General features: G+C 65.2%; 27 protein-coding genes and 2 CRISPR repeat arrays. Of the genes, 12 read left to right on the top strand and 15 right to left on the bottom strand.

Annotated elements, in window-relative coordinates; genetic code table 11:
• Nucleotides 1-89: 89 nt before the first annotated feature.
• A complete protein-coding gene (rsmI, locus tag R4823_RS03665) occupies nucleotides 90-1,019 on the bottom strand; it encodes a 16S rRNA (cytidine(1402)-2'-O)-methyltransferase (protein ID WP_338617486.1) in 930 nt (309 codons plus the stop codon).
• Nucleotides 1,020-1,045: 26 nt separating this feature from the next.
• Between rsmI and R4823_RS03660 the strand changes: the two genes are divergently transcribed.
• The 5 genes from R4823_RS03660 to R4823_RS03640 all read left to right on the top strand — a co-directional run bounded on the left by R4823_RS03660 (nucleotide 1,046) and on the right by R4823_RS03640 (nucleotide 4,501).
• On the top strand, nucleotides 1,046-1,531 hold the full coding sequence (locus R4823_RS03660; protein WP_338617483.1) for a YraN family protein: 486 nt from the start codon (nucleotides 1,046-1,048) through the stop codon (nucleotides 1,529-1,531).
• Nucleotides 1,532-1,694: 163 nt separating this feature from the next.
• A complete protein-coding gene (locus R4823_RS03655; RefSeq protein WP_087836818.1) occupies nucleotides 1,695-2,285 on the top strand; it encodes a phosphoheptose isomerase in 591 nt (196 codons plus the stop codon).
• Nucleotides 2,285-2,959 (top strand): BON domain-containing protein, encoded by a 675-nt coding sequence (locus tag R4823_RS03650; protein ID WP_338617480.1) that lies wholly within the window; start codon nucleotides 2,285-2,287, stop codon nucleotides 2,957-2,959. The genes R4823_RS03655 and R4823_RS03650 overlap by 1 nt, the downstream gene beginning before the upstream one ends.
• A gap of 113 nt (nucleotides 2,960-3,072) precedes the next feature.
• The gene (locus R4823_RS03645) at nucleotides 3,073-3,612 is read left to right on the top strand and encodes a TlpA disulfide reductase family protein (protein WP_087836816.1); all 540 of its coding nucleotides are present in this window, start codon (nucleotides 3,073-3,075) and stop codon (nucleotides 3,610-3,612) included.
• Nucleotides 3,613-3,616: 4 nt separating this feature from the next.
• Nucleotides 3,617-4,501, top strand: a complete 885-nt coding sequence (locus R4823_RS03640; RefSeq protein WP_087836815.1) for a Kdo hydroxylase family protein — start codon at nucleotides 3,617-3,619, stop codon at nucleotides 4,499-4,501.
• 34 nt (nucleotides 4,502-4,535) lie between these two features.
• Here R4823_RS03640 and pcaQ read toward each other — a convergent pair whose 3' ends face one another.
• The gene (gene pcaQ, locus R4823_RS03635; protein ID WP_087836814.1) at nucleotides 4,536-5,495 is read right to left on the bottom strand and encodes a pca operon transcription factor PcaQ; all 960 of its coding nucleotides are present in this window, start codon (nucleotides 5,493-5,495) and stop codon (nucleotides 4,536-4,538) included.
• A gap of 122 nt (nucleotides 5,496-5,617) precedes the next feature.
• Here pcaQ and R4823_RS03630 point away from each other — a divergent pair, with 122 nt between their 5' ends.
• Together R4823_RS03630 and R4823_RS03625 are read left to right on the top strand one after the other, a co-directional pair.
• Entirely contained in the window at nucleotides 5,618-6,580 is a 963-nt protein-coding gene (locus tag R4823_RS03630) for a tripartite tricarboxylate transporter substrate binding protein (RefSeq protein WP_338617476.1), read from the top strand.
• A 79-nt stretch (nucleotides 6,581-6,659) separates the two neighbouring features.
• Nucleotides 6,660-7,634 carry a tripartite tricarboxylate transporter substrate binding protein gene (locus R4823_RS03625; RefSeq protein ID WP_087836812.1) on the top strand — a complete coding sequence of 325 codons (975 nt, stop codon included), beginning with the start codon at nucleotides 6,660-6,662 and terminating at the stop codon, nucleotides 7,632-7,634.
• Between the two features lie 68 nt (nucleotides 7,635-7,702).
• Here R4823_RS03625 and R4823_RS03620 read toward each other — a convergent pair whose 3' ends face one another.
• The 12 genes from R4823_RS03620 to R4823_RS03565 all read right to left on the bottom strand — a co-directional run bounded on the left by R4823_RS03620 (nucleotide 7,703) and on the right by R4823_RS03565 (nucleotide 19,827).
• Nucleotides 7,703-8,044 carry a helix-turn-helix transcriptional regulator gene (locus R4823_RS03620; protein WP_279814754.1) on the bottom strand — a complete coding sequence of 114 codons (342 nt, stop codon included), beginning with the start codon at nucleotides 8,042-8,044 and terminating at the stop codon, nucleotides 7,703-7,705.
• 35 nt (nucleotides 8,045-8,079) lie between these two features.
• Entirely contained in the window at nucleotides 8,080-8,337 is a 258-nt protein-coding gene (locus R4823_RS03615) for a type II toxin-antitoxin system RelE/ParE family toxin (RefSeq protein WP_087836810.1), read from the bottom strand.
• A gap of 108 nt (nucleotides 8,338-8,445) precedes the next feature.
• A CRISPR array of direct repeats spans nucleotides 8,446-8,718; the repeat unit is 29 nt; unit sequence CGGTTCATCCCCGCTCCCGCGGGGAACAC.
• A gap of 64 nt (nucleotides 8,719-8,782) precedes the next feature.
• Nucleotides 8,783-9,082, bottom strand: a complete 300-nt coding sequence (gene cas2e, locus R4823_RS03610) for a type I-E CRISPR-associated endoribonuclease Cas2e (RefSeq protein WP_087836809.1) — start codon at nucleotides 9,080-9,082, stop codon at nucleotides 8,783-8,785.
• Nucleotides 9,082-9,969 (bottom strand): type I-E CRISPR-associated endonuclease Cas1e, encoded by an 888-nt coding sequence (gene cas1e, locus R4823_RS03605; protein WP_087836823.1) that lies wholly within the window; start codon nucleotides 9,967-9,969, stop codon nucleotides 9,082-9,084. Before cas1e ends, cas2e begins: the two co-directional genes overlap by 1 nt.
• 71 nt (nucleotides 9,970-10,040) lie before the next feature.
• Nucleotides 10,041-10,700, bottom strand: coding sequence for a type I-E CRISPR-associated protein Cas6/Cse3/CasE (gene cas6e, locus R4823_RS03600; RefSeq protein ID WP_087836808.1), 660 nt, complete (start codon nucleotides 10,698-10,700; stop codon nucleotides 10,041-10,043).
• 1 nt (nucleotide 10,701) lies between these two features.
• Nucleotides 10,702-11,415, bottom strand: a complete 714-nt coding sequence (gene cas5e / locus R4823_RS03595; RefSeq protein ID WP_338617472.1) for a type I-E CRISPR-associated protein Cas5/CasD — start codon at nucleotides 11,413-11,415, stop codon at nucleotides 10,702-10,704.
• 3 nt (nucleotides 11,416-11,418) lie between these two features.
• Entirely contained in the window at nucleotides 11,419-12,516 is a 1,098-nt protein-coding gene (gene cas7e / locus R4823_RS03590) for a type I-E CRISPR-associated protein Cas7/Cse4/CasC (protein WP_279814746.1), read from the bottom strand.
• Between the two features lie 59 nt (nucleotides 12,517-12,575).
• On the bottom strand, nucleotides 12,576-13,079 hold the full coding sequence (gene casB / locus R4823_RS03585) for a type I-E CRISPR-associated protein Cse2/CasB (RefSeq protein ID WP_279814745.1): 504 nt from the start codon (nucleotides 13,077-13,079) through the stop codon (nucleotides 12,576-12,578).
• Nucleotides 13,079-14,707, bottom strand: a complete 1,629-nt coding sequence (casA, locus tag R4823_RS03580) for a type I-E CRISPR-associated protein Cse1/CasA (RefSeq protein WP_338617470.1) — start codon at nucleotides 14,705-14,707, stop codon at nucleotides 13,079-13,081. Before casA ends, casB begins: the two co-directional genes overlap by 1 nt.
• A gap of 248 nt (nucleotides 14,708-14,955) precedes the next feature.
• On the bottom strand, nucleotides 14,956-17,712 hold the full coding sequence (gene cas3, locus R4823_RS03575; protein ID WP_338617468.1) for a CRISPR-associated helicase Cas3': 2,757 nt from the start codon (nucleotides 17,710-17,712) through the stop codon (nucleotides 14,956-14,958).
• Nucleotides 17,713-18,072: 360 nt separating this feature from the next.
• The gene (locus tag R4823_RS03570; protein ID WP_338617466.1) at nucleotides 18,073-18,345 is read right to left on the bottom strand and encodes a CopG family ribbon-helix-helix protein; all 273 of its coding nucleotides are present in this window, start codon (nucleotides 18,343-18,345) and stop codon (nucleotides 18,073-18,075) included.
• Between the two features lie 135 nt (nucleotides 18,346-18,480).
• Nucleotides 18,481-18,692: a CRISPR direct-repeat array (repeat unit 29 nt; unit sequence CGGTTCATCCCCGCTCTCGCGGGGAACAC).
• A gap of 556 nt (nucleotides 18,693-19,248) precedes the next feature.
• Nucleotides 19,249-19,827, bottom strand: a complete 579-nt coding sequence (locus R4823_RS03565) for a nucleotidyltransferase domain-containing protein (RefSeq protein ID WP_243724383.1) — start codon at nucleotides 19,825-19,827, stop codon at nucleotides 19,249-19,251.
• Between the two features lie 476 nt (nucleotides 19,828-20,303).
• Here R4823_RS03565 and R4823_RS03560 point away from each other — a divergent pair, with 476 nt between their 5' ends.
• The gene (locus R4823_RS03560; RefSeq protein WP_087836799.1) at nucleotides 20,304-21,074 is read left to right on the top strand and encodes a phytanoyl-CoA dioxygenase family protein; all 771 of its coding nucleotides are present in this window, start codon (nucleotides 20,304-20,306) and stop codon (nucleotides 21,072-21,074) included.
• 2 nt (nucleotides 21,075-21,076) lie between these two features.
• Here the strand turns inward: R4823_RS03560 and R4823_RS03555 are convergent, their stop codons facing one another.
• On the bottom strand, nucleotides 21,077-21,988 hold the full coding sequence (locus tag R4823_RS03555; protein ID WP_087836798.1) for a LysR family transcriptional regulator: 912 nt from the start codon (nucleotides 21,986-21,988) through the stop codon (nucleotides 21,077-21,079).
• 97 nt (nucleotides 21,989-22,085) lie between these two features.
• Between R4823_RS03555 and R4823_RS03550 the strand changes: the two genes are divergently transcribed.
• The 4 genes from R4823_RS03550 (at nucleotide 22,086) to R4823_RS03535 (ending at nucleotide 25,902) form a co-directional block, all read left to right on the top strand.
• Nucleotides 22,086-23,210 (top strand): muconate/chloromuconate family cycloisomerase, encoded by a 1,125-nt coding sequence (locus R4823_RS03550; protein WP_087836797.1) that lies wholly within the window; start codon nucleotides 22,086-22,088, stop codon nucleotides 23,208-23,210.
• Nucleotides 23,211-23,235: 25 nt separating this feature from the next.
• Nucleotides 23,236-23,514: a muconolactone Delta-isomerase gene (gene catC / locus R4823_RS03545; protein ID WP_087836796.1), complete on the top strand. Its 279-nt coding sequence runs from the start codon at nucleotides 23,236-23,238 to the stop codon at nucleotides 23,512-23,514.
• 47 nt (nucleotides 23,515-23,561) lie between these two features.
• Nucleotides 23,562-24,545, top strand: coding sequence for a tripartite tricarboxylate transporter substrate binding protein (locus R4823_RS03540; protein ID WP_338617459.1), 984 nt, complete (start codon nucleotides 23,562-23,564; stop codon nucleotides 24,543-24,545).
• Between the two features lie 82 nt (nucleotides 24,546-24,627).
• Nucleotides 24,628-25,902, top strand: coding sequence for an aminotransferase class I/II-fold pyridoxal phosphate-dependent enzyme (locus R4823_RS03535; protein WP_087836794.1), 1,275 nt, complete (start codon nucleotides 24,628-24,630; stop codon nucleotides 25,900-25,902).
• Nucleotides 25,903-25,926 lie beyond the last annotated feature (24 nt).

Raw genomic sequence — 25,926 nt, 5'->3', positions numbered from 1 at the left:
GTCCGATTGAGGCATGCTGGGCGACTCGCATCCCGGGTCGCCATGCCATGTCCCTTCCCTATCCGCCCCGCCGTGGCTTTCCCTTGCCGCTACGCTTCCTTCAGCGCCAGCGCACGGGCATACAAGGCATCGCGCGGCGCGCCGGTGATGCGGGCCGCGACCTTGGCGCTATCGCGCACGCTCAGCACATCCAGCAAGGCCCGCAGCACCTCGTCCGTCCGGGCATCCAGCGCCCCGGCGGCTTCCTCGGGCGCCGCCTCCACGATCAGCACGAACTCTCCCTGCGCCCGCTGGGGATGGGCGGCCAGCCAGGCCTGCGCCTCGGCCAGCGGCATGGCGGCGATCTCCTCGAAACGCTTGGTCAGCTCCCGCGCCACGGTCAGTCGCCGCGCGGCGCCGCACACCGCCAGCAGGTCGGCCATGGTCGCGGCCATCCGGTGCGGCGACTCGTACATGACCACCGGCGCCGGCAGCGCGCACCACTGGGCCAGCCAGCGCTGGCGGGCGGCCGCCTTGGGAGGCGGGAAACCGGCGAAGACGAACGCCGGATTCTCGTCCGAGGTCGCGCCGCTGGCCATCAGGGCGGCGATCACGGCGCTGGCGCCGGGCACCGGCACCACCGGGTAGCCGGCCGCGCGCACCTCGCGCACGATGCGCGAACCGGGATCGCTGACGCCGGGCGCGCCGGCGTCCGAAACCAGGGCCACCCGCTCGCCCGCGGCCAGCCGGCCGACGATGGCCTGGGCCGCCTGCGCCTCGTTGTGCCGGTGGGCCGCCATCAGGGGCGTGGAAATGCCCCAGGCGTCCAGCAGGGGGCGCGTCATGCGCGTGTCTTCGGCGGCGATCACGTCGGCCCGCTGCAGGCAGGCCTGGGCCCTCAGGCTCAGGTCGCCCAGGTTGCCGATGGGGGTGGCCACGACATACAGCGCGGGGCCGGGCCAGTGCTGCGCCGCGATCTTGCCGGCCAGCCGTTCCCAGGCGCCGGTGGCGGGCCCGGAAGATTCGAATTCGTTGTCCATGGCGCGAGGATACCGCGAGGGCGCGCATGACGGCTGCCGACACGCAGGCCTACGCCCTGGCCCATGCGGCGCAGCGGCGGGCGGCGCGCCGCCGCCCCCGGCCGGGCCGCCGGCAGGAAGCGGAGTCGCCGCGCCGCCGCTCGCCCACGCAGCAGGCCGGCGACCGGGCCGAGCACGCGGCACTGGCCCACCTGCGCGCCGCGGGGCTGGTCCTGGTGGCCCGCAACGTGGCGTGCCGCGCCGGCGAAATCGACCTGGTCATGCGCGAAGGCCCCGTCCTGGTCTTCGTCGAGGTCCGCGCGCGCGCCCTGGGACGCTACGGCGGCGCGGCCGCCAGCGTGGGCCCGGCCAAGCGGGTGCGCCTGGCGCGGGCCGCCGCCCATTTCCTGCGCACCCGCTGGAAGGGACCGCTGCCGCCCTGCCGCTTCGACGTCCTGGCCTTCGAGGCCGACGCGCCACCCCGCTGGATACGCCACGCCTTTTCGCTCGAGACACTGCCTGGTTTCCGATAGCGGGGCGGACTCCCATCGGCGAGCCAGGGAAACTATCATTGCCGAAGCCGCTCCAAGTCTTGGCCGCCGCCCCGCAACCGAAGCGTCACGGCCGGTTACAGCGGACACACTTGCCGGCCAGGCCGGCGAGCCGGCCGTTTCCCCTGCATGAGATAATCCCGGCATGGACCTTATCGCCCGCATATCCGCCCATTTCCGCGACGCCGTCGCGCTGTTCGAACACTGCCAGGACACCCTCGCGGCGCCCACCGCGGCCGCCGTGGACGCGCTGGTGTTCAGTCTTTCCAACAACGGCAAGATCCTGGCCTGCGGCAATGGGGGCTCCGCCGCCGATGCGCAGCACTTCGCCGCCGAGCTGGTCGGCCGCTTCGAACGCGAACGGCTACCGCTGGGCGCCATCGCGCTCAATACCGACACCTCCATCCTGACCGCGGTCGGCAACGACTTCGGCTACGACCGGGTGTTCTCCCAGCAGGTCAATGCGCTGGGCCAGCCGGGCGACGTGCTGGTGGCCATCTCCACCAGCGGCAACTCGGCCAACGTGATCGAGGCCATCGAGGCCGCCCATTCCCGCGAGCTGCGCGTCATCGCGCTGACGGGAAAGGGCGGCGGCCGCATCGGCCAGATGCTGACGGAAGACGACGTGCACCTGTGCGTGCCGCACGATCGCACCCTGCGCATCCAGGAAGTCCACATCCTGCTGCTGCACGCCATGTGCGACGGCATCGACGCTCAACTGCTGGGAGATCTCTGATGTTTCGCAAACCGGCCGCTGCGGTACGCCCCCTGGTCCTGGCCCTCGTGGTCGCAAGCTCGGCATGGGCGGTGTCCGCCTGCGCGCCCATCGTCCTGGGCGGCGCCTACGTCGGCACGATGGCCGCCACCGACCGCCGTACCGTGGGCATCCAGGTCGAAGACAAGAACATCGAGCTCAAGGCCTCCAGCCGCCTGTCGGGCCGCTATGGCGACAAGGGCCACATCAACGCCAATGCCTACAACCGCAAGCTGCTGCTGACCGGCGAAGTCCCGGACGAGGCCGCCAAGCGCGATGCCGAGGAACAGGCGCGCGGCGTCGAGAACGTCCGCGCCATCGTGAACGAACTCCAGATCGGCATCCCGACCTCGCTGGCCACCCGCTCGAACGACGTATTCATCGAGGGCAAGATCAAGGCTTCGCTGGTGGATGCCAAGGATCTCTTCGCCAACTCCTTCCGTATCGCGGTCGAGAACGGCGTGGCCTACCTGATGGGCCGCGTCACCGAACGCGAAGGCAAGCGCGGCGCCGAGATCGCCGCCGGCGTGAGCGGCGTCAAGAAGGTGGTCAAGGTGTTCGACTACATCACCGAAGAAGAATTGCAGGACCTGTCCAAGGTGAAGGCCGAGCAGGACCAGTCGCAAGCCGCCACCGGTTCGTCCGGCAACCGCTGACCGGCGTCCCCGCCCGGCGCAAGGCGGGCGGGTCGCGCATCCCGGCCTATAATGGGTCGCATCGCGGGCGCGGACTTGCGCCGCCCTGCCCGCCACGCAACGGATCGCCCCCTATGTCGATTTCAGCTCCCGTCAACGGATCCGCCCGCGCCCAGCGCGGCGCCGCCAAGCTGGCCGCCATCCTCGTGGTCGCGCTGCTGGCCGCCGCCGGCGCCTGGTTCGCGCTGGCCCCCGCCGCCAAGGCCCCCGACACCACCTTCACCTCCATCCACGGCGACAAGTTCACCACCGAAAGCCTGCGCGGCAAGGTGGTGCTGGTCAACTTCTGGGCCACCAGTTGCGTGACCTGCGTGAAGGAAATGCCGATGATGGTCGAGACCTACAAGAAGTACGCGCCCCAGGGCTACGAGATGGTCGCGGTGGCCATGAGCTACGACCCGGCCAACTACGTGCTCAATTTCGCGCAGTCGCGCGAGCTGCCCTTCAAGGTCGCGCTCGACCCGATGGGCGAGATCGCGCGCAGCTTCCAGGACGTCAAGCTCACGCCCACCTCGTTCCTGATCGACAAGCAGGGCCGCATCATCAAGCGCTACCTGGGCGAGCCCAACGTGGCCGAGTTCCACGCCACGATCGAGAAGGCGCTGGCCAGCTGACGCCATGAGCGCGCCCTCCCGCATCGTCCGCATCGACCACCGCTCCTGGGACGACGCGCCCGGCCAGGCCGGCGCGTCCACGCCCGTGGCCGAACTGGAAGAAGGCAAGGTCCTGTACTTCCCCGAATTGCGGTTCGAATTGAGCCAGGCCGAAACCGGCCTGCTCGACCCCGCGCTGGTCGATCCGAAGCGCAAGAACATCAGCCTGAACGCCACCACCGGCAAGCTGACCGGCGTGGCCGTGGAAGACGAGCGCCAGGCCGCCATCGGCGCGCTGGTGCGCCGCTACTACGAAACCACGCGCCGCTTCCTGGACCGCCTGCTGCCCGAGTACGCCTCGCACCTGCACGCGCCCACCACCAGCCTGCGCCTGCACCGCATCGGCACCTGGAAGATGTCCTGGCGCAAGGACGACACCCGCCTGCACGTGGATGCCTTCCCTTCGCGGCCGGTGGGCGAGCAGCGCATCCTGCGCGTCTTCAACAACATCAACCCGCACGGCGATACCCGCCTATGGCGGGTGGGCGAAGCCTTCGACACGCTGTCGGCGCGCTACCTGCCGCAGATGCCGGCCTATCGGCCCGGCGTGGCCTGGCTGCTGCACAAGCTGCACATCACCAAGAGCCGCCGCAGCGCCTATGACCATTTCATGCTGCAGTTGCACGACCGCATGAAGGCCGACGCCGGCTACCAGCGCGACGGCATACAGGAAAGCATCGAATTCCCGCCCGGCAGCACCTGGATCTGCTTCTCGGACCAGACCCCGCACGCCGCCATGACCGGCCAGTTCATGCTGGAGCAGACCTACCTGCTGCCGGTCTCGGCCATGGCCCGGCCCGACCTTTCACCCCAGCGCGTGCTGGCGCGGCAGGTCGCCGCGGCGCACTAGCGCCCTTCCCGTGGCCGCGCCCCGCGCGGCCGTTTCAGGCATTTCCCTCGGCCTGCTCGCGCCGCTGCGCGGCCGCGGCGCGTATGCATTCGATCAGCGCCCGCACCGCGTGCGAAGGCACCGCGTCGCTGCGCAGCGTCAGCCCGACCGAGGCCGAGGTGTGCTGCGTGTCGCAGGCCAGCCGGACCAGGCTGCCGGCGCGCAGGTCGTGCTCGACCACTCCCAGCGCGATCATCCAGACCGCGTCGGTGTGGGCCACGTAGGATCGGGCGAAGGCATCGGACAGGGTCTCGATCGCCTCGCGTCCCACGCCCACGCCATGACGGACCATGTACGAGTCGATGGTGTGGCGGATGGCCGTGCCCGGCAGCGGCACCACCATGCCGCAGGCGGCGATCTCCTCGGGCTCCACGCGGCGGGCCCGCGCCAACGGATGCCCCGGCCGCGCGACCACCACCACCGGTTCCTCGTACAAGTGCTCGTATGACAGGCCCAGCATTTCCGAGGGCTCCGCCACACGCCCCAGCACCAGGTCCAGTTCGCCCTGCTTGAGCAGCGCCAGCAGGCCCGCATTCACACCCGTATGCACGCTCAGCCGCACCGACGGCCATTGGCGCTTGAACAGGCTGGCAGCCTGCGGCCCGATGGTGGGGGCGACGGTGGGCAGCGTGCCGATCGCGATCACCGCCGCGTCGTCCCGCACGGCCGACGACACATGATCCAGGCCCTCGCGCAGCGTACGCAGGCTGCTGCCGGCGTAGCCCAACAGCACGCGGCCCTTGTCCGTCAGCGACGCGCCGCGCTTGCCGCGGACCACGAGCTGCGCCTGCACCACGTCCTCGAGCTCCGCCAGGGTCTTGGAGATGGCCGGCTGCGAGATGCCCAGCGCATCGGCAGCCTTCCCCATTTGCCGGTACGCGGCGATGGCGACCAGGCATTGGAGATGCCGCAGCTTGATGCGGCCCAGTCCCATGGATATGCCGTGTTCCTGCATGCATCCTCTCTCGTCCTGCCAGAATCATAACCAAAAGGAAATCAACTCTTCTTATTTTTCATTTTTCATAACCAAAATAACTAAATACACTGCGGCAAAACATCAGCATCAGGAGCGAGACCATGCCCGTTCTTCGACCGGCCCTGCTGGCCGCCGCCGTCCTTGCCGCGTCTCCGCTGGCGCAGGCCCAGTCCGACTATCCCTCCAAGCCCGTGCGCGTCCTCGTCGGCTCTCCCCCGGGGGCCCCTTCGGACATGGTCGCCCGTGTCCTGGCCGAACGCCTGGGCAGCCGCTTCAAGCAGACCTTCGTCGTGGAAAACCGCGCCGGCGCCAACAACGGCCTGGCCGCGCAACAGGTCGCCAAGGCCGCGCCCGACGGCTACACGCTGCTGGTCACGCCCGACACCGTGGTCACGGTCAATCCCTTCGTCTACAAGAAGATGGACTTCGACCCGCGCACCGATCTCGTGCCGGTCTCGCTGGTGGCCAACTTCAACCAGATGATGGTGTGCGGCGCCGCGCTCAAGCTCACGTCCATGGAGCAACTGATCACGCGCGCCCGGCAGACGCCGATGACCTACGCATCCGGCGGCCAGGGCTCGCCCGGCCATCTCGCGGCCGAACTGGTCCTGAGCAAGGCCGGCGTCGCCATGACCCACGTGCCCTACAAGGGTCCGAGCCCGGCGATGACCGACGTCATGGGCGGCCAGGTCGACTGCGGCTTCCTGGCGACGCCCACGGTCCTGCCCAACGTCCAGGCCGGACGGCTGACCGCGCTGGCGGTGTCCTCGGCCCGGCCCTCGCCCATGGCGCCCACCGTGCCCACCTTGCCGCAGGTCGGCCTGCCCAACATCGACGCTTCGTTCAACCAGTACCTGATGGCGCCCAAGGACACGCCGGCCGCCGTGCTCCAGGCCCTGCAGGAAGCCGTGACGGCCGCGCTGCAGGAAGCGCCCGTGCGCCAGCGCCTGACCTCGCTGGACCTGACGCCGGTGGGCCAGGTGGGCGCGCAGGCCGCAGAAACCCTGAAGCGCGACACGGCCAAGTGGGCCGAGGTGGTCAAACGCATCGATATCAAGGAATAGGCCGCCTGACTACTACACTACGGGGGCAGGCCGCGACGCAGCGGCCGCGCCGACAAGATATCTGCCCCCGGAGACCCCCATGCCCGCATTCACCCGTCTGGCCGCCACCGGCATCGTTGCCACGCTTGCCGCGGCCGTCGCATCGCCCGGCCACGCCCAGGACTATCCCAGCCGTCCCATCCGCGTCATCGTCCCCTACTCGGCCGGCGGCGGCGCGGACAATGCGGCGCGGGTGATCGCGCAGCGGCTGGGCACGGCACTGCACACACAGGTCGTGATCGACAACCGGCCGGGCGCCAGCGGCATGATAGGCGCGCAGGCGGTGGCCCAGGCCACGCCCGACGGCTATACCGTGCTGTACGACGCCTCCACCTACGCGGTGAACCCCGCGCTGCGCAAGATGCCCTTCGATCCGGACAAGGACCTCGTGCCCGTGTCGCTGGCGGTCACCGTGCCCAACATCCTGGTCGTCCACCCCGACGCCCCCTACAAGAGCTTCAAAGAATTCGTGGACTACGCCCGCCAGCATCCGGGCAAGGTCAGCTACGCCTCGTACGGCGCCGGCAGCCCCGCCCACCTCGTGGGCGAGCTGCTGAAGAACCAGGCCGGCATCGACATGCTGCACGTGCCCTACAAGGGCGGCGCTCCGGCCCTGGCCGACGTGATGGGAGGACAGGTGAACGCCTACTTCGCCAACGCCGCGTCGGGCCTGTCCTACGTCCAGTCCGGCCGCCTCAAGGCGCTGGCCGTCACCTCCGCCAAGCGCATGGCCGCGCTGCCCGATACGCCCACCATCGCGGAAAACGGCTTCAAGAACTTCGAAGTGCTGGAATGGAATGGCTTCTTCGTGCCCAAGGGCACGCCGCCGGCAGTGGTCGACCGCCTGGCGAAGGAGGTCAAGGCGGCCGTGTCGGATCCGGATACCCGCGCCAAGCTGAACAAGCTCGGGCTGGACACCGTGGGCGGCACGCCAGCCGAGTTCGCCACGTTCATCCAGGGGGAGACCCGCCGCTGGAAGGAGCTGGCGACGGCGAACAAGATCACGGTGGAGTAAGAGGAGCTTCCCGTGGCTGCGGCGGACAAGCGCCCACTGTCGGGTCATCCCCGCTCCCGCGGGGAACACTAGGCATCAAGCTGATCGAGCGAAATCCCGAGCGCTTGGGCAATGCGGGCCCGGGTCGCCTTGCGCGGCCGGGCATCGGGGCCTTCCATGTTCGCGTAGGTCGGTTGCCGCACCTCAAGACGCGCGGCCATTTCCGCCTGGGTGATCCCAAGGTACTCCCGCCACGCCCGGATCAGGCTCCATCCATTCTTGATCTGAAGGCTGATCACCTCATGGGGCACCGCCTCCCCCGCGGGGATGCGCGGCTTATTGCCAGTCAGCGCAATGTATTCGTCGTAGGGAAGCACAACGAAGGCTGGCCGGCCGTCGCTAGTGTTGATGATGGTGTGATTCGTGCTCATCGCATTCTCCGCCGGGCTATTGCCCGGATGGGGTTTCAGTACGTCTGGTCGTCGCGCTTCTTCACCTCTTGCACTTCGACGATTCGGATTTCATGATCCGCGTCGAATAGCACTCGATACTTACCGACGCGCAGGCGGTAACCGTACTGGTGCTTCGTAAGGGCTTTCACATTCTGGGCGTTGGGCAAGTCCACCAACGTGGACACGGCATCAACAATCGCTTCGCGGGCCTTCTGCGTACCAACCGTTGCCAGTTGCTTGCGAGCCTTCTTCATCCAGTTGATGGTGTACATCTGTGCCTTATCGAATATAGGTTATATTATAGGAAAACCTATATAAAATCCATGACTCGGGGATCGCGCAGCAGGTAGCGCACCGGGCTCATGCGTGAGCGCGGAACATGATTCGTCCCCGCTCCCGCGGGGAACACAGGAACCGAGTACAACGGCATCGGCCGCGTAGCGGTTCATCCCCGCTCCCGCGGGGAACACAGGTTCCGGTTTACCTCACGAAATTCTTTTTGCGGTTCATCCCCGCTCCCGCGGGGAACACCGGCAGGTGCTCGCGCGCGACGATCAGCGCAACGGTTCATCCCCGCTCCCGCGGGGAACACGTGGAGCCGATTGGAGAGGGCGACTACTACGGCGGTTCATCCCCGCTCCCGCGGGGAACACACCAAACACAACCGACTGTTTTCAAAAGAAAAAATCGGATGCCGAAAACCCACCAACTTTCTTGTTAAAGAGCCGACCCCTCTGGCGGCATGAACGCAACCAGCCTCAACCCATCGTAGTCGATCGGTTCCCGGCGGTTCGCCCCAAGCGTCTGGAAGTCATAACCGGACTCGCTGTTGCTGGCCCAGGCCATCACGACGTTGCCGTCTTCATGCCCCGCGTCGAGCTGCTGCCAGATCATTTCCCGCGTGCGCCGCGAGACGTCACCGATATAGACACCGGCTCGGACCTCGAGCAACCAGATGGCCAATCTCCCCCGCAATCTTGGCGGGACGTTTTCGGTGACGACCACAAGGAAGCTCATCAGCGGCTCCGATGTCCGACGTCGCCATCGCTTTCCGGATTCGGAATGGCTGGAGGGACGGATTCAGGAGGAGCCTCGGGTGGCAGGATGCCGCCGGCCGCGAGTACATCTTCGATCAGCGGAATGATGCGTCCGAGCAGTTTGTCCGACCGGAACAAGTCCCGGCAGGCCAGACGCACCTCGCGCTCGGGCGCTTCGGGGGATTTGGCCGCGATGCGAAAGGCGAGCGGTACCACGGTTTCGAATTTGTACAGGTCGGCGATGTCGTAGACGAAGGAGAGCGGCTTTCCAGTGTGGATGAAGCCGACCGCCGGCGCGTATCCCGCCGCGAGCACGGCAGCCTCGGTGATGCCATACAGGCAGGATGTGGCGGCGGACAGGCAGCGATTGGGAATGTCCGCGGCATCCCACTGCTGGCGGTCATAGTTGCGGGCCTGCCAGTTCACCTTGAACTGCTGCGCCAGGAGCTTGTAGGTGCCACGCACGCGCGCGCCTTCGATGCCGCGCAGTTGCTCGACGCTGCGCCTGGCGGGAGCCGGTTCGCCGAATCGGACTTCGTACATCTTGCGTACGACTTTCAGGCGCAGGTCGTCGTCCAGCGCAAGCTTGGCCTGGTAGAGCAGGCGGTCGGCTCGTGCGCCGCCGGGCTGTCCGCTCGAATACAGACGCACGCCGGACTCGCCTACCCAGACCAGCAGCGTACCCACGGTGGCGGCAAGGTTGACCGCCGCGTGGGAAATACGCGTGCCCGGTTCGAGCATGATGCACGCCACCGAGCCGACCGGAATGTGTTTGCGCACGCCGGTCTTGTCTATGAGGACGAACGCTCCATCCAGCACGTCGATCTGACCGTACTGGACGAAGATCATCGAAATGCGGTCTTTCATGGGCAAAGGCTTGAGGGGCGGAAGCAAGTGATTGCCGGCCATGCCCCCCCCTCACACGTTCAGGCGAACCGTCATAGCGGCCTGCGAACAAGCATCAGGCCGCACCCGAAGGCCTTGGCATGCCCCAGCCCCGATGTCAAGGTAGCCGCGAAGGCTTCGGGATCGGTCACACGCAGTCCCCCACGAAAATCCACGGAGCTGAAGCGGATACTGTCCGCCTTGCCGACATGCTGGGTATAGCCGTCCACGGACAGCCCCACCTCGTCGATCAGAAAGCCGTGCTGCCCACCCTGCTGGTTGAGCCACGCGGTACATGCGGATCGCACCAGCGAATAGCCCGACGCTCGCTCCGAGCCTTCCTCCTTGGCCCGCCGCTTGGCATCCATCACCACATCGTGACGGCGACTCTTGCCGTCCTCGTGCTTGCGGGTGACCACGGGGTTGGCTCGTAGTTCGAACTCCAGCTCGTCACCGGCTTGCAGCCTGGGAGCATAGGGCCGCGTTTTCACGGACCAGGCGTCGCTGAAAGCCACGGGAGGACGCTTGGAGACCACGTAGAAACGCATGGCCTGCCCCTGGTCCGCCCGGCGGAAGATATGGTCCCGGGCCGAGCCGGCTTCGGAAGGGAAAAAGCGCCACAGCCACTGGTGCTCGGCATAGACCCCCGGGAACAACTGGTGCGTGGCCTCGTTTTCCCGGCCCGGCGTGGGGGTGATGACACTGAAATGCATGTCAGGCCTCCTGGGGCAACATCGCTACGTGCTGAGTGCGTTCGCCGTACTGCCAGGCGCCCCGATGAATCAAGCGGTCACGCTGGCGAACGGTCAAACTGGATTCGACGCCCGGTGTCATGCCATCGCACCAGGTCAGCTTGAAGGGGCGACGGGTCGATCCGTCCGCGGCGTGCGGGTACCCGGACAATGCGGCCAGCACGTCGTCGACGTCCATCAGGCAAGGCGCCATGGGAGCCTCGAGCGGGCACGATTTTCGTCCCAGGTAGGGCACGAAAGCTGGAGTCAACAAGGCCTGGCGCAAGGCATCCAGCGGGTAAGGCGCCTCGTCGTCGGCCTGGACGGCGACGCGATACCGGACGCCTTGCACGTGATCGCGCGTGGACAAGATGGTGTTCAACTCCGTTCTGCGAAATGCCAACTCATCCTTGCGAGTGGCATGCCGCGCTCCCTTGAGCTGGCTGCGCGAAGCGACCTGTGCGGTATGGTAGTCGCGCAGCATCGGACCGCAGGCATACACGCCGACCGCCATCAGGTAGTGCCGGTGGACAGCCTGGATCTCCTCTTCCTGATCGCGTCGCAGACCCAGTGCCGCGCACAGCAAGCCCGCCAGGGCCGATACCGTGGGAAGGTCGTGCGTGCCCCGGTATTCGCCGACGGCCGCTTCTCCCCAGGACGCCATGGCGCCTTGCAGTTGAAAGACCAGGTACGCCATGGCTCAGTCCTGGATGAAGTCGATCAAGGCTTGCAGCGAACCCGTGCCCGCATCGGTATCCATCGCCAGGCTGGCATCCGAGCAGGCACCGTAGGTCTTGTCGAAATTCGCGCGCTGCTTCTGCAGGGACTCGATGGCCTCGGTCAGCATCGATCGATCGTCGCTACCCTGCACGGGCCGCAGGAAAGCCTGAGAAAGACTGCGTGGCTGCTGAGCGCCCTTCTCCGCCAGCACGTAGGCGGCATAAGCCCGCGAGGCATAGCTGTTCTGCATGCCGGTGGGGCTCACTTTGGCGATGGCCTCCAGCAAGGAAGCCATCGCCCGGTTCGCCAGGGTCTTGTCGCCTTGCAGATTTTCTTGCAGCAGCGTGCGGTTCACGCACACGTACAAATAGAACAGGCCCGCACCGTAACCTCGTTCGCCAATGTGACCCGCCCCAGTGTCCGTGTCCAAATCATCCACGGCGCTGAAATAATCGTCCTCGACTTCCGCGCGATGAACCGTAAAAGCGTGCGCGACCTGCACGGCTGCATCCACATTGAACTCATTGGCACTGGCAAGCATGCGGCCGAACATGGAAACGTCCACGGCGGTAGCGTCCTTGCTGAGCAGATCGAGCTCGGCGGCCTCGGGGCCTTTACCGCGCTGAACACAACTGGCCGCCAATTGCAGCGCAGCCTGTCGCTCCGCGGGTGAAACGTGCACGATCTCCTTGATCTGCAGCAGTTTCTTCAAGTCCGGTTCCTGCGTGCCGTCGCCGTCGGCTTTCTTCTTCTTTGACTCCGGCTTCTCGACTTCCAGGGAACCGAAGGCGGCGGCAATCTGGCGGGCCCACTCCAGGGCCTTCTGCGCATCCAGCCCCTGGGCCAGCATGGCGTCATGCACGTCTTTTCCAAGCAGGCGGGTACGCGTTCCCAGGTGTTCTCCCACCGCGGCCTGGAACAGATCGGAGGTACGCCAGGCACGTTTGAGGCTTTGCGAGGAGACCCGCAACCGCAAGGCGCCCCCCATTAGCGCCGTCTTGGGGCGGCCCGTGTCGTCGCGGTTCAGGTTGGCGGGCGCGTAGTGAGTCAGGATATGCAATTGGATGAAGTCGGACATGGCGTTCCTCTGTACAGCGCAAGTGGGATGAAGCGGATGGGCGAGTGGGCAAGGCTGGCCTAGTTGGGCCAGCGGTAATAGTCATACGCCCAGGCGCGTTTCACTTTGTCGCCCCAGAACACGACATCGCGGGCGAGCAGAACCGGGCATACGAGACCATCGATCAAGGGCAGCATCCGACGCAGCCCCGTGAACAAAGCTTCGTCGTTGTGTGCATCGAGCAGTCGGCGAAAACGTAACTCGCTGACGGCATTGCGATCAGAGCCCGCCACACGCTCGCTCATGGCCAACGGCAAGGCAAGGCGGCCGACGGGCTGCTTCAGACGCGCCATCAACGCGCAAGCCATGGCCAGGCGATCGGCCCGTTGATTACTGAACGCTCCCGGATGAAGTTCCTCCAACTGGTGGCGCAAGCGATGCACTGCGGGGCACATGATGGCATCGAGCACCGAAGAGGCTCGGCGCAACTGCGCTCGCCCCCCTTTGTCGTATTCGTCCAGATAGGCCAGCCAGCGCCGGATGGATTGCCCTTCGGGGCTATCAGAGGTCAGGGTCAAGGGCATCACGCCTCCTGCTCATGCTGGGTTTTGGACTGCCTGTTTGCGGCGGGCTTTGCAGGCTCGACAGGCAGGTTCAGTGTTTTCCTCAGTTTTTCGCCGAACATGGTGGCGCGCAGCAATTTGTTGGCCGCCGCAACGCGGCGCGGGTTGCTGCGGTCGATTGCTCCCGCCCCGACGAACACGTCATCGAACAGAGCAAAATTGGTCTGCTGCAATGTGTTCAGCCACGACTGGCCAAGCCCTTCCAGATCGACGTCGCTCGCCCCTGAACGGATGGCGTGGATCAGTTGTCGGAGCAGTTCATAGAATGCCGCTTCGGTTCGGTTCCAGAACGCAGCGTCCACCGCGCTGTAATCGCCTCGGGCCTCGCCGCTGAACCAGGCCGTCTTGACGGCACTGCGCAGGACATAAACGCTATCCCTGGCGCCAGCCAGCCAGCTTTGAAGAGTGAATTGCAAACGCTTGATTTCACTCGGGCCGCAATCCTCAAGGCTGTACACGGGCAATCTCGCTTCGTACCAGCATCGGGCCTTCATGTTGTCCATATCGAAACCAAAGGCCCACAGACTGAGAGTGGCTCCCGCCTGGCGCTCCCTGCGGCTGGTTCGGAAGTGGGCCACCACACGGGCCGGACGCTGGGAGGCCTTGTCATCGCTCACCCCCACCAGCCAGGGCAGCCAATGGCGATAGCCGAATCCCCCTGGTTGCGGATGCAACGGCAGCCAATCGCCCTTGAGCTGATAGTAGGGCGACAGCACATGATCCCAAGGCCCCTTGTAGTTGAACCCATAGGGGGCCGTGGCATATTGGGTCAGCAGCCCGGAATGGGTCCGATGGCAGATGTCGCATGTGCCTTCGACGGTACTGTCGAAATCCAGCCTGATCCGCCGCGGCATCGCCCAGAAGATATGCATGGGATGGGTCTGGACGGGACTCGTCTCGCCCTGATCGGGTTGGATCGCCTCGACCGGCGCCAGCCATGGGAAGGTAAAGTGCGGCGCGGACTTCTTGATGTCGCCGCCGTGCGCATGGCGTTCCGGCGGTTCCATGACGTTCAGCCACAGATCGTGCCACAGCGACCTGGCCGGTTCGCAGGCCAGCAAGGTCGTCAGCGGCCCCCCACCTCGCAAGCCGGTGCGGTGTCCGGCGCCACCCGCGGGAGCGTTGATCTGCAAGGTCAGCAAGGCCGTTATCGCGCAGTGCGGGCAGAGGCGCTCGATGCGGCCACGCTTGACGAAATGGTCGCTGTTGTTCTTGATCGCGTTCTCGCCCGGGGAATCGATCAACAGCCCCGCGATTTCGAAATCGGCCTTGGCCGCCAGCGCGTGATCCTGCATGAAACGCGCGCCGTCACCGTCGTAAGTGAAATGGGCAACGTTGCCTTCCCACCAGGATTGCAGCGTGCTGGCGTCGGGAGGCGAAGCGAACCAGCGCTCCCAGTCGCGAGCCTTGCTCAGGGGAGCGTGCGTGGACAACAGGCCGATGGCGAACTGAGCCAGGGCACCGTTGAAATCCGCGCGATCCGCGTCGAAGGCGATCAGGTCCGGGGACGTCAGCTCGCTGGGGGCGATCCAGCGGCGCTTTCCTGAACGGTCGCGCACGGGCATCCATGCATCGGTTAACAGCGACATCGCGCTCCCCCTGTCTTGAACAATGGAGGCATTCTAGACACGCACTCTCAATTCGTCAACGAAAATTAAGTATGTATTGCTCTAAAAATTAGAGAGAGTGATATCCGAGAGCGCGATATCCGAGAGTGCGATAATTAGGGGATCCCCTACAGCAGGCGAACATACAAGGGGATGAACCGTATGTGTTGCTACGGGCAAACTGTTCCCCGCACGAGCGGGGATGGAACGAGGGTGTCCCCTACCCTCGTTCACTCTCTCCCGAACGGGAGTGCAAGCAACCCGAACCTCCCGTCATAAACCCACTGTCGCACCACCAACTTCTCGTCCCCCTCCCTCCCCATAGCGCTCCCCACCCAATCGCCCCCCACCCGCTCCAAAACCAGCAACACCGACCACTTCCCCTGATCCGGCAACGTCAACCGGGCGGCTTCCCAAACCTGCAAGCGCTGCGGGTCTTCCGGCGGAACGGCTTCCGCGACCAACCGTTCCGGCACCCGTATCGTGCTGTAGGACCAGGCATGCCGGAGCTGCTCGTGAGCACTCCATGGCACCACGCGATCACCCTCCCACCGGCACAGCACCACGTTTGCACTGGGCTCGCCCAGGCGCGTGGGGGTCTGCGCATCCGACCACCAGTGCTCTCCTCGCCAGACGTAACCGACATCCAGCTTGATGGTGTTTCGATACGCGTGGGAGGCCTCGCTGCTCTCCGCGCCGATCGCCTCATTGGCCGTGAACTGCAGACCAGCCGGCATTTCCACGTCCTCCGCGAACACGCCTTCGATCAACCGCCGCGCATCGGCAGGCATGCACAGTTGGCCTTCCTGCATGAAGCGGGCCGTCCACCACAACTGGCCATGATGGCGGTAGACCTTCACCGACTTGGGAAAGGCATTCTTGAACCAGGTCGAACCGGGCTCCTGCGTCCAGACGGGCCCCAGCACCCACAGGCACGGCTGATCGCGGCCATCGGGTTCAGCGGAGTCGGCCAGGCGATTGCCCCATGCGTCGCGCCGATGGCGTTGCAGGCGACCCGCCCGCTGGATGAGACGATCGATGGGCGCCAGATCGCTGATCATCCAGTCCCAGTCGGCATCAAGTGATTGTTCGGCGACCTGCGTCGCGATGACCAGCCGTCCGCGGCGCTGCTCCGCGGTGCTGTGCGCGCCAAAGTGATCCAGGACGCGCGCCTCCATGTCCAATCGATCGCGCAAGGTGAAGCGCGCATGAAAGAGCATGAGATGCTCTGCGTCCAGCTCATCGGCGAACAGCGCATGGGCGGCCATGGCATCCGCGACCGTGTTGCGCACCCAGCAAACACAGCGCCCAGCCGCCAGCGCGCGGCGGATGCCGGCAACCACCTCGTCCTGGTCCGATACGTAGCGTATCTTCACCGTCCGGCTGACGTCCGCCCGCGTTTCCACGCAACGGGTCGCCACCTGCCGCGGCTGGTCCGCGCGCCAGCTCGTGATCAGGGGATAGTCCGCCTCGACGGGTAACTCGGGTGGGTCGTGACGACAGCCCGCCGCGAACGCCGCCAGCAAGGCACGCTTCATGCGCTCGGGCAACGTGGCAGAAAGCAGGATCGCGCTGCCGCCCGCCGACGCATGCGCGCGGAGCAGGACCTCCAACACGCCCTGCATGTAGGCATCGCAAGCATGAACCTCGTCGATGATGAGCACCTTGCGGAACAGGCCCAACAGCCGCAAGGACTGATGCTTGCCCTGCAGCACCGCCATCAAGGCCTGATCGATGGTGCCCACGCCAGCCGGCGCCAGCAGCGCGCGCTTGTTGTGGTCGGCCAGCCAGGCAGTGCAACGGGCCGAGGCCGTTTCATCCCCCTGCGCCTGATCGTGCTCGGCGGGCCCGGGGCTCAGGACCGAGGCGGCAAAGGCCTCCACCAGTTCGCGCTGACCGTTCGCCAGCACCAGACTGGCCAGGCCCTCGAACAGCCGGACATAGAAAGGACTCAGGCGGCCGTACATGGCGTTGGCCGTGGCCATGGTGGGCAGGCCGATGAAGAAACCGTCTGCCGCCCCGGCACTCATCAGCCGGTGGGTCAGCATCATGGCGGCCTCGGTCTTGCCCGCGCCGGTGACGTCTTCCAACAGGTGAATCTGCGGACCGTCGTGCAAGGAAACCTCGCTCGCCCAGGCTTGCAATGGAGACGGTTGCGTCAACGCCGGGAACAACTCGACGAAGGTGGCACGCTGGCGGGCTTCGACAGGCAGAACACCGATAGCTTCACAAGCATCGGCAGCAAGCTTCTGCGCCCGCGTCCAATACTCCGCAAGCGAAACCTCGTCGTCCCGATACGGAAAATAATCCTGGTTGGAGCCGACCCAATCCGCAAGTACCGCCACCCCGGCTATCCACCAGGAGAGCTCACGGCTGGCGTCCTCGAACGCGTCGACATCGACAAAACAAGGAGCTTCCCAATCCATGTCCGCGAGAAACAATTCGCGCATGTGATCGACGAATTGCCGAATGGCCCGATGATCGTCCGGATTCACGAAGTGGGGCCAGGGGTTCTCCACGCTCTCGGAAGGAGGCTGGCCATGATGGCCAGTCACTGCGCGCACCCAATGATCAATCGCGCGCATCAGCGAGACGCTGTTGGGGCCGAACCAGCCCTCGCCGATCGCTTCGCCCTCCAGCACCGACGACCAGTAGACCAGCCCAAGCGTATCGTGCCGGATCGAATAGCCATGGCGGCTTTCCCGGCCCTGCAGCTTCAGCAGGATATCGTTGCGCTGGCCCTGAAAAGTCGTGGCGAACTTGCCCAGATCGTGCAGAACGAGCCAGAAAGCGACCCACCCTTCCAACTGCTCGGCGTTCATGGCCAGGCGGGCACAAAGCAGGCGGCGAAGCGACGAAGCGCGCCGGAGATAAGCGACGCCACAAGCGGCCACGTCCAGGCAGTGGTATGGCAACAGATGCCAACCGATCGAACCGTTCTTCGACGGCTTCGCTTTCCCCCAGTATTTCAGCGACAGGTCAGCCATGACTACACGATGCGGAGACTCCGTTTTTCATTACGCCATCAAAGGGCCGCATGACGGCGGCGAGGGCATGACGGTTCACTGATGGCTTTTCATCAAGATAACATTTTGATAAAAACGGATACAAATCGGGTTATCCCGGCAAGAGCCAGCCACCGACGGATTAGAGACCGCAAGATGGCTTATCGCCGTCTTGGGATTGCGGGGTAGAACCTTCGATCGGACGACCGACGCGCGGCTGCTTGGCAAGCATCCCCACCTCGATGCGGATTGCTTGTACGGCACGTCGCGCGGCGCTTATATCCTTCTGCGCGTGAAAGCGATATAGGTTCTGCACATCGTCTAGTGCCAGTGGCGTCCATATCACTCGTGGCACTTGGGTGGCTCCGCATCCTCACCCGCCTCGAGCTTCGCCAGCCAGGCATCCGCTTCTTCAAGCGTCACGTGCAATCCGTTGGCCTGATAGTCATTCCATGCACGCATCGCATCCTGCTTGAACGCCTCGCGCTTTTCTTCGCGCTCCACGTACTGCGTGATTGCTTCGCGCATGATCCAGTGGGCCGAACGGTCCCGCTGATCTGCAAGGCGATGTATGCGAGCTTTCAAGTCGTCATTGAGCTTGATGGTCGTGACCATGATGGAATGTATATTCGAAGGTAATACTAGTGAATACCATAGTCCTTGTGCGAGTGTCCGTCTACGGCGTGTGGCAATGGCTTATGCTGGCTCACGCACAGGAAGGGCCACGGACAAGACTCTGGCCATATGGATCGGTTCATCCCCGCTCTCGCGGGGAACACGCGTCCTGGACTGTGTTGAATTCCTCGGAGGTCGGTTCATCCCCGCTCTCGCGGGGAACACGGCTCGATGGAGATCGTGATCTCCTGGTCCTGCGGTTCATCCCCGCTCTCGCGGGGAACACTCGGGCGCACCGTTTTCATTGATCCGGTGCAACGGTTCATCCCCGCTCTCGCGGGGAACACACCAAACATAACCGATTGTTTTCAAAAGAGAAAATCGGACGCCAAAAATCTACCAACTTTTTTCCAGGAAACTCAACTCGTTAAAAAGCCGAAAGAACAGGCTTCAACTCGTCATGTCAACCAGACATTGCAGCTTATTTCTCAGCGGACAGAACCTAGCGGAGCAAGGGCATCGACCTTGTCAGCCACTACCTGGCACGCCGCCACAAGGTCTGTGACGATCCGATCATCGACACTCAAATCTCCTTCATACTCACCGAGATTACGGATGTCGTGACACTTCGAGAGCACTCGCCAGACCGCCGGTCCGAGACCCAATGTGTGGGGTAGCAATTGGAAAACCAGATAGCGATTTGTTGACCGATACCCGTTCCATCGCAGCGCAGCCAGGCAAAGTGCGTGGGCGGCGTTGTAGGCCAGATCGAAACGGCTCTCGATGGACAGGGACGAATTGAGTGCGTCCTTCAGCCTCGCATGACCTGACCTCTTCAAGCCGTCGAATTCCTTGGCGTCCGGCGGCTCCGCCTTGAGCGGCTTGCCTGGGCCGGTCAGGCTCTCAAACGGGGAGGTCGTCGGGGCCTCCCAGGATCCAGAGCTTGGGCTGATCCAGCACTCGGGAAAGGAAAGACTCCTGTACGGTCACCCGCTTCAAGAATTCCGCGCGAGTCAAGATAGTGGGGTTCACTGGCCGCCCCAGTGTGTGGCTTGCCTCTTCCAATGCTTCAAAGACATCTCCGTAGCTCACGTCATCGCTCACAAGCATAAGATCAATGTCGCTTCGCGCCGTGTCCATTTTCTTCGCAACAGAACCGTAGACAAACGCCGCGGTGATTCGACGCTCCAGAGGCCGAAGAGCACTGCGCAAAGGTTCTGCCAACCCTATCGTCTTCTGCACGATCGCACACAGTTCCTCAAAAATCGGGGAGTCTGGGTTGGCCTGATAGTGCTTTTGATTGCCAACAGCCTTGACGGTGACCAGGCCGCTCTGAGCCAAGGCCGCCAACTCACGCTGAACCGCGCCGGAGCCACTGGCCACGATTCCCATCACTTCGTTGGCATAGAAACTGCGCCAAGGCTGGCCGAACAGCAATCCCAACACGCGCTGTTTGGTTCGAGGGAATAGGGCATCGGCCAAGTTAGAGTGCATGGTGAAGCAAAACATACCCATATTGGGAATGAATTTACCCAATATGGGTATTTAATTCAAGGTATTTCTACAGGCGAATTGGCTACTGCAAGAATGCACCCTTGGCCAGATCAGGCATACACCCGAGTAACCTCCCCACTCTCGCGGGGAACACCAACCAACCCTAAGCACTTGTTTTAAAAAGAAAAAACCGTCCTCACAAAATCCACCGTTTTTTTCAACGATCCACGCCGCCCAACAGAACAACCGCTGTCATCGCCAAACCATCATACTTAACCCGCCCCGCTTCTATCCAATTCACGCGCGCCGATCGGGACTCGTCCTCCCTTCAAACCCACGCTGGACCGCCAGCCCGCGAAAACCCAGCCCGCCAGATCCAGCAGACGGGCAAGGGCGCAAGCGTTTTTCGAAGGAATTCAGCGTATCCTAGGCAGCTGATTTTTCTTCTTTTGTGTTAGAGCAGCATGGCTAGCCTGTCACGCGATGAACAGATCGCGGCACTGCGCCGGGATGGTCTGGTGGTGGTGCGCAATTTCCTGGATGACGACGCCTGCGCGGCGCTGCTGCAGATCGCGCGCGCGCAGCTCAATGCCCATATCGAGCCCATCGAGTACGAGGCGGACCTGGGTTATCCGGGCGCGCCGACTTCGCGCGAGGCCGAGGGCGGGCGGACGGTGCGGCGGCTGCTGGATGCGTGGTCGCGCGACGAGGCCTATCGGCAGTACGCGACCTGTGCGCCCATCCGCGACTGGATGGCGGCGTACTTCGGCGAACCGGCCAAGCTGTCGCTGGCCCATCACAACTGCGTCATGACCAAGCATCCGCGCTACGGCACGCTCACGGGCTGGCACCGGGACTTCCGCTACTGGTCGTTCCAGCGCGACGACATGGTCTCGATCTGGCTGGCGCTGGGCGACGAGGTGGACCGCAACGGCGCGCTGCACCTGGTGCCGGGATCGCACCGGGAAAGCTTCGATGCCTCGCGCTTCGATGAACGCAAGTTCTTCCGCGACGACCTGCCCGCCAACCGCGCGGTCATCGAGCGCGCCATCGTGCCGGAGCTGCATGCGGGCGATGTGATGTTTTTCCACTGCAATACCCTGCACGCGGCCGACCGCAACGCCACGGACGAGGTGAAGTTCTCGGCGGTGTTCACCTACCACGCCGCCAGCAACCGTCCGCTGCCCGGCACCCGTTCGGCCGCCAAGGGCAGCATCAGCCTGGAAGGCGCATGAACCTAGCGCGCATGCGCGCGCAGTTCCTCGGCCGCCAGCTCATCGGCCAGCGCGCCGGCCTGCAGCAGGAACGGTGACCGGTCGTCCCGGCGGCGGCTTACGATCACCGGCGAGGTGAATCCGGGGCTGTCCAGCGGCACATAGACGATGTCTTCGCGCTGCAGGCGCTGCACCGACGCGGGCACCACGGTCACGCCCAGGCCGGCGGCGACCAGTCCGATGGCGGTCTGCAGTTCGTTGGCCTCCTGGACCACGTCCAGCCCATGGCCTGCCGCGCGGAACAGGCCCAGCACGTGATCGGCGTAGCTGGGCCGCGGCCGCGCCGGATACAGGATGAAAGGCTGCGCGGCCAACTCGGCCGCATCCACCCCGCGGCGCGCGCGCCGGGCCAGTGGATGGGCGCGCGCCACCACCGCGACCAGCGGCTCGGCCATCAGTACCTTGCGTTCGATGTCGGGGTCGTCGAAAAGAATGCGCCCGAAGCCGATGTCGATGCGGCCCGCCTTGAGCGCTTCCATCTGCTGCAATGTCGTCAGCTCCGACAGACCCACCTCGACGTGCCGGTCCGCGCCCCGCAGGCGGCGGATCAGCTCCGGCACGAATCCGTACAGCGTGGACGGCACGAAGCCCACGCCGAACCAGCGCCGTCCCTGCTGGCCCAGGCGCCGGGTGGCCTCGGTGATCTCCTGCAGGCGCGCGGTCAATTGCAGCGAGTGTTCGAGCAGGAAGCGGCCGGCCTCGGTCAATCGCAGCGATCGGCCGGTGCGCTCGAACAGAAGCACTCCCAGTTCGTCTTCCAGCGCGCGTATCTGGCGGCTGAGCGGCGGTTGCGCCATGTGCAGTTTCTCGGCCGCGCGCGTCACGTTCATTTCCTGCGCCACGGCCTGGAAGTAGCGGAGTTGCCTGACGTCCATCGATACCTTCAGGGTATTGAAAACGCCAAATATAGTCTTGGACTCAGGAAAAATCGAATCCCATACTGGCTTCCCGAACCAAACAAACCGGAAAAGTATGGTTTTCCCACGTATCGAGTCGATCGAGGCCATCCTGGTCGACCTGCCCACCATCCGTGCCCATCAGTTGGCGATGACGGTCATGAACGTGCAGACGCTCGTCATCGTGCGCCTGCGCTGCTCCGACGGCGCGGAGGGGCTGGGAGAAGCCACCACCATAGGCGGGCTGAGCTACGGCGAGGAAAGCCCCGAAGGCATCAAGCTCGCCATCGACACCTACCTGGCCCCGGCGCTGCTGGGGCAGGATGCCTCGAATGTGCTGGCCGCCGCTCGGCGCATGAACCGGGTGGCGCGCGGCAACACCTTCGCCAAGTCGGCGCTCGAGACGGCGTTGCTCGACGCGCAGGGCAAGCGGCTGGGCGTACCGGTCTCGAAGCTGCTGGGCGGCGCCGTGCGCGACGCCGTTCCCGTGCTCTGGACACTGGCCAGCGGCGATACCCGGCGCGACATCGAAGAGGCCGAGTCCCTGCTGGCCGCACGGCGGCACGACACCTTCAAGCTGAAGATCGGCCGCCGCTCCGTGGCCGAGGACGTGGCCCACGTGTGCGCCATCAAGCAGGCGCTGGGTACGCGGGCACGCGTGACCGTGGACGTGAACCAGGCCTGGAGCGAGTCGCAGGCGGCCACCGGCATCGCCCGGCTGGAAGCGGCCGGCGTGGATCTGATCGAGCAGCCGCTTCCCCGCGCCCATCGCGCCGGCATGGCCAGGCTGGCCGCGCGTTTCGTCGTGCCCATCATGGCCGACGAGGCCGTCCACAGCCCTGAGGACGCCATGGACCTCGCCCGCCTGGGCGCAGCCGACGTGCTGGCCCTGAAGATCTCCAAGTCGGGCGGCCTCTACGACGTGCTGCGCACCGCCGCCGTCGGCGATGCCGCGGGCATGGCGCTGTACGGCGGCACCATGCTCGAAGGCAGCATAGGCACCGTGGCCGCCGCGCACGCCTTCGCCACCCTGCCCCGTCTTGAATGGGGCACCGAGCTGTTCGGCCCCTTGCTGCTGGTGGACGACGTCGTCCAGCAACGTCCTGCCTATCAGGAATTCTCGATGACGCTGCCCACCGCGCCGGGGCTGGGACTGGCGCTCGATGAAGAAAAACTGACGCGCTACCGCCGCGACCGTTGAAGCGCCCTATCACCAGGAGAGTCACATGTTGTTCCTCGTCCGCATGGATGTCCGCCTGCCGCCCTCCATGCCCAAGGAAGAAGCCGATGCGCTGAAGGCCACGGAGAAAGCCTATTCCCAAGGCCTGCAGCGGCAGGGCAAATGGCCGCACCTCTACCGCGTGGTGGGGGAGTACGCCAACTACAGCATTTTCGACGTGGCCGACAACGACGAGCTGCACACCCTGCTGTCGTCGCTGCCGCTGTTTCCCTACATGGAGATCCACGTCACGCCGCTGGCCCGCCACCCCTCGTCCATTCACTGAGCATCCCGGCGGCCCATCCGCATCTACTATCCATATCGGAGACAACGATGAAACCCCTGCACAAGACGACGTCCGCCCTGGCCCTGGCCGCCCTGTTTGCCCTGCCGCTCGCGGCGGCGGCCGCGGGCGACGGCTACCCGGACCACCCGGTCCGCTGGATCGTTCCCTTCCCGCCGGGCGGCGCCATGGACAACATCGCGCGCACGCTGGGCGAAGCCATGGGCAAGAGCCTGGGCCAGTCCTTCGTGATCGAGAACCGCGCGGGCGCCGGCGGCAACATCGGCGCCACCGCGGTGGCGCGCGCCAGGCCGGACGGCTACACCATCATGATCGTGGCCAACGGCATGGCGGTGAACCCCGCGCTGTATCCCGACATGGCCTACGATCCCGTCAAGGATTTCGCGCCCATTTCGCTGCTGGCCGTCGTGCCCAACGTACTGGTGGTCAATCCCCAGCGTATCCAGGCCAGGACCGTGCCGGAAGTCATCGCGCTCGCCAAGGCGCATCCCGGCAAGTACACCTATGCCTCGGCCGGCGTGGGAACCTCCATCCACCTGGCGGGCGAGCTCTTCGCCAAGATGGCCGGCGTGCAGATGCTGCACGTGCCCTACAAGGGCAGCGGCCCGGCGATCGCCGACATGCTGGGCGGACAGGTCGACTACATGTTCGACAGCATCACCTCGTCCAAGCCGCACATCGATGCCGGCAAGCTCGTCCCCATCGCGGTCACCACCAGCAAGCGTTCGGCCGCGCTGCCCAACGTGCCGACGGTGGCCGAGGCCGGCCTGCCCGGCTATGAACTGACGCCGTGGTTCGCCGCCTTCGCGCCGGCCGGCACGCCGCCCGCCGTGATCGACAAGTTGAACCGCGCCATGCGCGACGCGCTGAAGACGCCCAAGGTGCAAGGCACGCTGGCCGCGATCGGCGCCGAGCCCATAGGCGGATCGCCCGCCGAACTGCGCGACTATCTCGCCTCGGAAATCAAGAGCGGGCGCGAGTTGATCGAATCGCGCGGAATCAGGATGGAGTGATACGCGAACCCGGGGCTGTCTCCGAAGCGCATCCTCGCGCATAATGCGCCGTTCATCGAAGCGGAACTGCGGAGACAGCCCCATGAAAATAGAAACCCTGGCGGTACACGCCGGCTACAGCCCCGAGCCCACGACCCACGCGGTGGCCGTGCCCATCTACCAGACGGTCGCCTACTCCTTCGACAGCGCGCAGCATGGCGCCGACCTGTTCGACCTGAAGGTGCCGGGCAACATCTACACCCGCATCATGAACCCCACCACCGACGTGCTGGAGAAGCGCGTGGCCGCGCTCGAAGGCGGCGTGGGCGCGCTGGCGCTGGCATCGGGCATGGCGGCCATCACCTACGCGATACAGACCATCGCCGAAGCCGGCGACAACATCGTCGCGGCCAGCACACTGTATGGCGGCACCTACAACCTGTTCGCCCATACCTTCCCGCAGCAGGGCCTGGAGACGCGCTTCGCCGACCCGTCCGATCCCGCGTCGTTCGCCCCGCTGATCGATGCGCGGACCAAGGCCATCTTCTGCGAGTCGGTGGGCAACCCGCTGGGCAACGTCACCGACATCGCCGCGCTGGCGGACATCGCGCACGCCCACGGCATCCCCCTGATCGTGGACAACACCGTCCCCAGCCCCTACCTGTGCCGGCCGTTCGAGCACGGCGCCGACATCGTCGTGCACGCGCTGACCAAGTACATGGGTGGCCACGGCAACAGCATGGCCGGCGCCATCGTCGACAGCGGCAAGTTCCCCTGGGCGAAGCACAAGGATCGTTTCCGCCGGCTGAACGAGCCCGACGTTTCGTACCACGGCGTGGTCTACACCGAAGCCCTGGGCGAGGCGGCCTTCATCGGCCGCGCGAGGGTCGTGCCGCTGCGCAACACCGGCGCCGCGCTGTCGCCCTTCAACGCTTTCCTGGTGCTGCAAGGCATCGAGACCCTGCCCCTGCGCATGGACCGCATCTGCGACAACAGCCAGGCCATCGCCCAATACCTGCAGGACCACCCCAAGGTCGGCTGGGTCAACTACGCCGGCCTGTCCGGCCACCCCGACCACCACCTGGCGCAGCGCTACATGGGCGGACGCGCCTCGGGCATCCTGTCGTTCGGCCTGAAGACCGGCGGCCGCGAGGCCGGCGCCCGGGTGCTGGATGCGCTCAAGCTCTTCACTCGACTGGTCAACATCGGCGATGCGCGTTCGTTGGCCACGCATCCCGCGTCCACCACGCACCGCCAGCTGGATGCCGACGAGCTGAAGAAGGCCGGCGTGAGCGAGGACATGCTGCGGCTGTCCATCGGCATCGAGCACCTGGATGACCTGATCGACGACCTGGACCAGGCGCTGGCCGCGGCCTGACCCGGGAACAAGGCAGCCCCAGGG

This window comes from Pigmentiphaga sp. CHJ604 (genome assembly GCF_036972535.1).
Classification (GTDB): Bacteria; Pseudomonadota; Gammaproteobacteria; order Burkholderiales; family Burkholderiaceae_B; genus Pigmentiphaga; species Pigmentiphaga daeguensis.
This window is presented reverse-complemented; position numbering and strand designations above follow the sequence as displayed.

Excerpts from the sequence above, each read along its gene's own strand:
- catC (WP_087836796.1), top strand. The coding sequence starts at position 23,236 with ATGTTGTTCCTCGTCCGCATGGATGTCCGCCTGCCGCCCTCCATGCCC.
- R4823_RS03535 (WP_087836794.1), top strand. The coding sequence starts at position 24,628 with ATGAAAATAGAAACCCTGGCGGTACACGCCGGCTACAGCCCCGAGCCC.
- cas7e (WP_279814746.1), bottom strand. The coding sequence starts at position 12,516 with ATGTCCGACTTCATCCAATTGCATATCCTGACTCACTACGCGCCCGCC.
- R4823_RS03645 (WP_087836816.1), top strand. The coding sequence starts at position 3,073 with ATGTCGATTTCAGCTCCCGTCAACGGATCCGCCCGCGCCCAGCGCGGC.
- R4823_RS03660 (WP_338617483.1), top strand. The coding sequence starts at position 1,046 with ATGACGGCTGCCGACACGCAGGCCTACGCCCTGGCCCATGCGGCGCAG.
- R4823_RS03540 (WP_338617459.1), top strand. The coding sequence starts at position 23,562 with ATGAAACCCCTGCACAAGACGACGTCCGCCCTGGCCCTGGCCGCCCTG.
- R4823_RS03650 (WP_338617480.1), top strand. The coding sequence starts at position 2,285 with ATGTTTCGCAAACCGGCCGCTGCGGTACGCCCCCTGGTCCTGGCCCTC.
- cas3 (WP_338617468.1), bottom strand. The coding sequence starts at position 17,712 with ATGGCTGACCTGTCGCTGAAATACTGGGGGAAAGCGAAGCCGTCGAAG.
- casB (WP_279814745.1), bottom strand. The coding sequence starts at position 13,079 with ATGCCCTTGACCCTGACCTCTGATAGCCCCGAAGGGCAATCCATCCGG.
- casA (WP_338617470.1), bottom strand. The coding sequence starts at position 14,707 with ATGTCGCTGTTAACCGATGCATGGATGCCCGTGCGCGACCGTTCAGGA.
- R4823_RS03615 (WP_087836810.1), bottom strand. The coding sequence starts at position 8,337 with ATGTACACCATCAACTGGATGAAGAAGGCTCGCAAGCAACTGGCAACG.
- cas5e (WP_338617472.1), bottom strand. The coding sequence starts at position 11,415 with ATGGCGTACCTGGTCTTTCAACTGCAAGGCGCCATGGCGTCCTGGGGA.
- R4823_RS03560 (WP_087836799.1), top strand. The coding sequence starts at position 20,304 with ATGGCTAGCCTGTCACGCGATGAACAGATCGCGGCACTGCGCCGGGAT.
- R4823_RS03570 (WP_338617466.1), bottom strand. The coding sequence starts at position 18,345 with ATGGTCACGACCATCAAGCTCAATGACGACTTGAAAGCTCGCATACAT.
- pcaQ (WP_087836814.1), bottom strand. The coding sequence starts at position 5,495 with ATGCAGGAACACGGCATATCCATGGGACTGGGCCGCATCAAGCTGCGG.
- R4823_RS03550 (WP_087836797.1), top strand. The coding sequence starts at position 22,086 with ATGGTTTTCCCACGTATCGAGTCGATCGAGGCCATCCTGGTCGACCTG.
- cas6e (WP_087836808.1), bottom strand. The coding sequence starts at position 10,700 with ATGCATTTCAGTGTCATCACCCCCACGCCGGGCCGGGAAAACGAGGCC.
- R4823_RS03555 (WP_087836798.1), bottom strand. The coding sequence starts at position 21,988 with ATGGACGTCAGGCAACTCCGCTACTTCCAGGCCGTGGCGCAGGAAATG.
- R4823_RS03640 (WP_087836815.1), top strand. The coding sequence starts at position 3,617 with ATGAGCGCGCCCTCCCGCATCGTCCGCATCGACCACCGCTCCTGGGAC.
- R4823_RS03655 (WP_087836818.1), top strand. The coding sequence starts at position 1,695 with ATGGACCTTATCGCCCGCATATCCGCCCATTTCCGCGACGCCGTCGCG.
- R4823_RS03620 (WP_279814754.1), bottom strand. The coding sequence starts at position 8,044 with ATGAGCACGAATCACACCATCATCAACACTAGCGACGGCCGGCCAGCC.
- rsmI (WP_338617486.1), bottom strand. The coding sequence starts at position 1,019 with ATGGACAACGAATTCGAATCTTCCGGGCCCGCCACCGGCGCCTGGGAA.
- cas2e (WP_087836809.1), bottom strand. The coding sequence starts at position 9,082 with ATGAGCTTCCTTGTGGTCGTCACCGAAAACGTCCCGCCAAGATTGCGG.
- cas1e (WP_087836823.1), bottom strand. The coding sequence starts at position 9,969 with ATGAAAGACCGCATTTCGATGATCTTCGTCCAGTACGGTCAGATCGAC.
- R4823_RS03625 (WP_087836812.1), top strand. The coding sequence starts at position 6,660 with ATGCCCGCATTCACCCGTCTGGCCGCCACCGGCATCGTTGCCACGCTT.
- R4823_RS03630 (WP_338617476.1), top strand. The coding sequence starts at position 5,618 with ATGCCCGTTCTTCGACCGGCCCTGCTGGCCGCCGCCGTCCTTGCCGCG.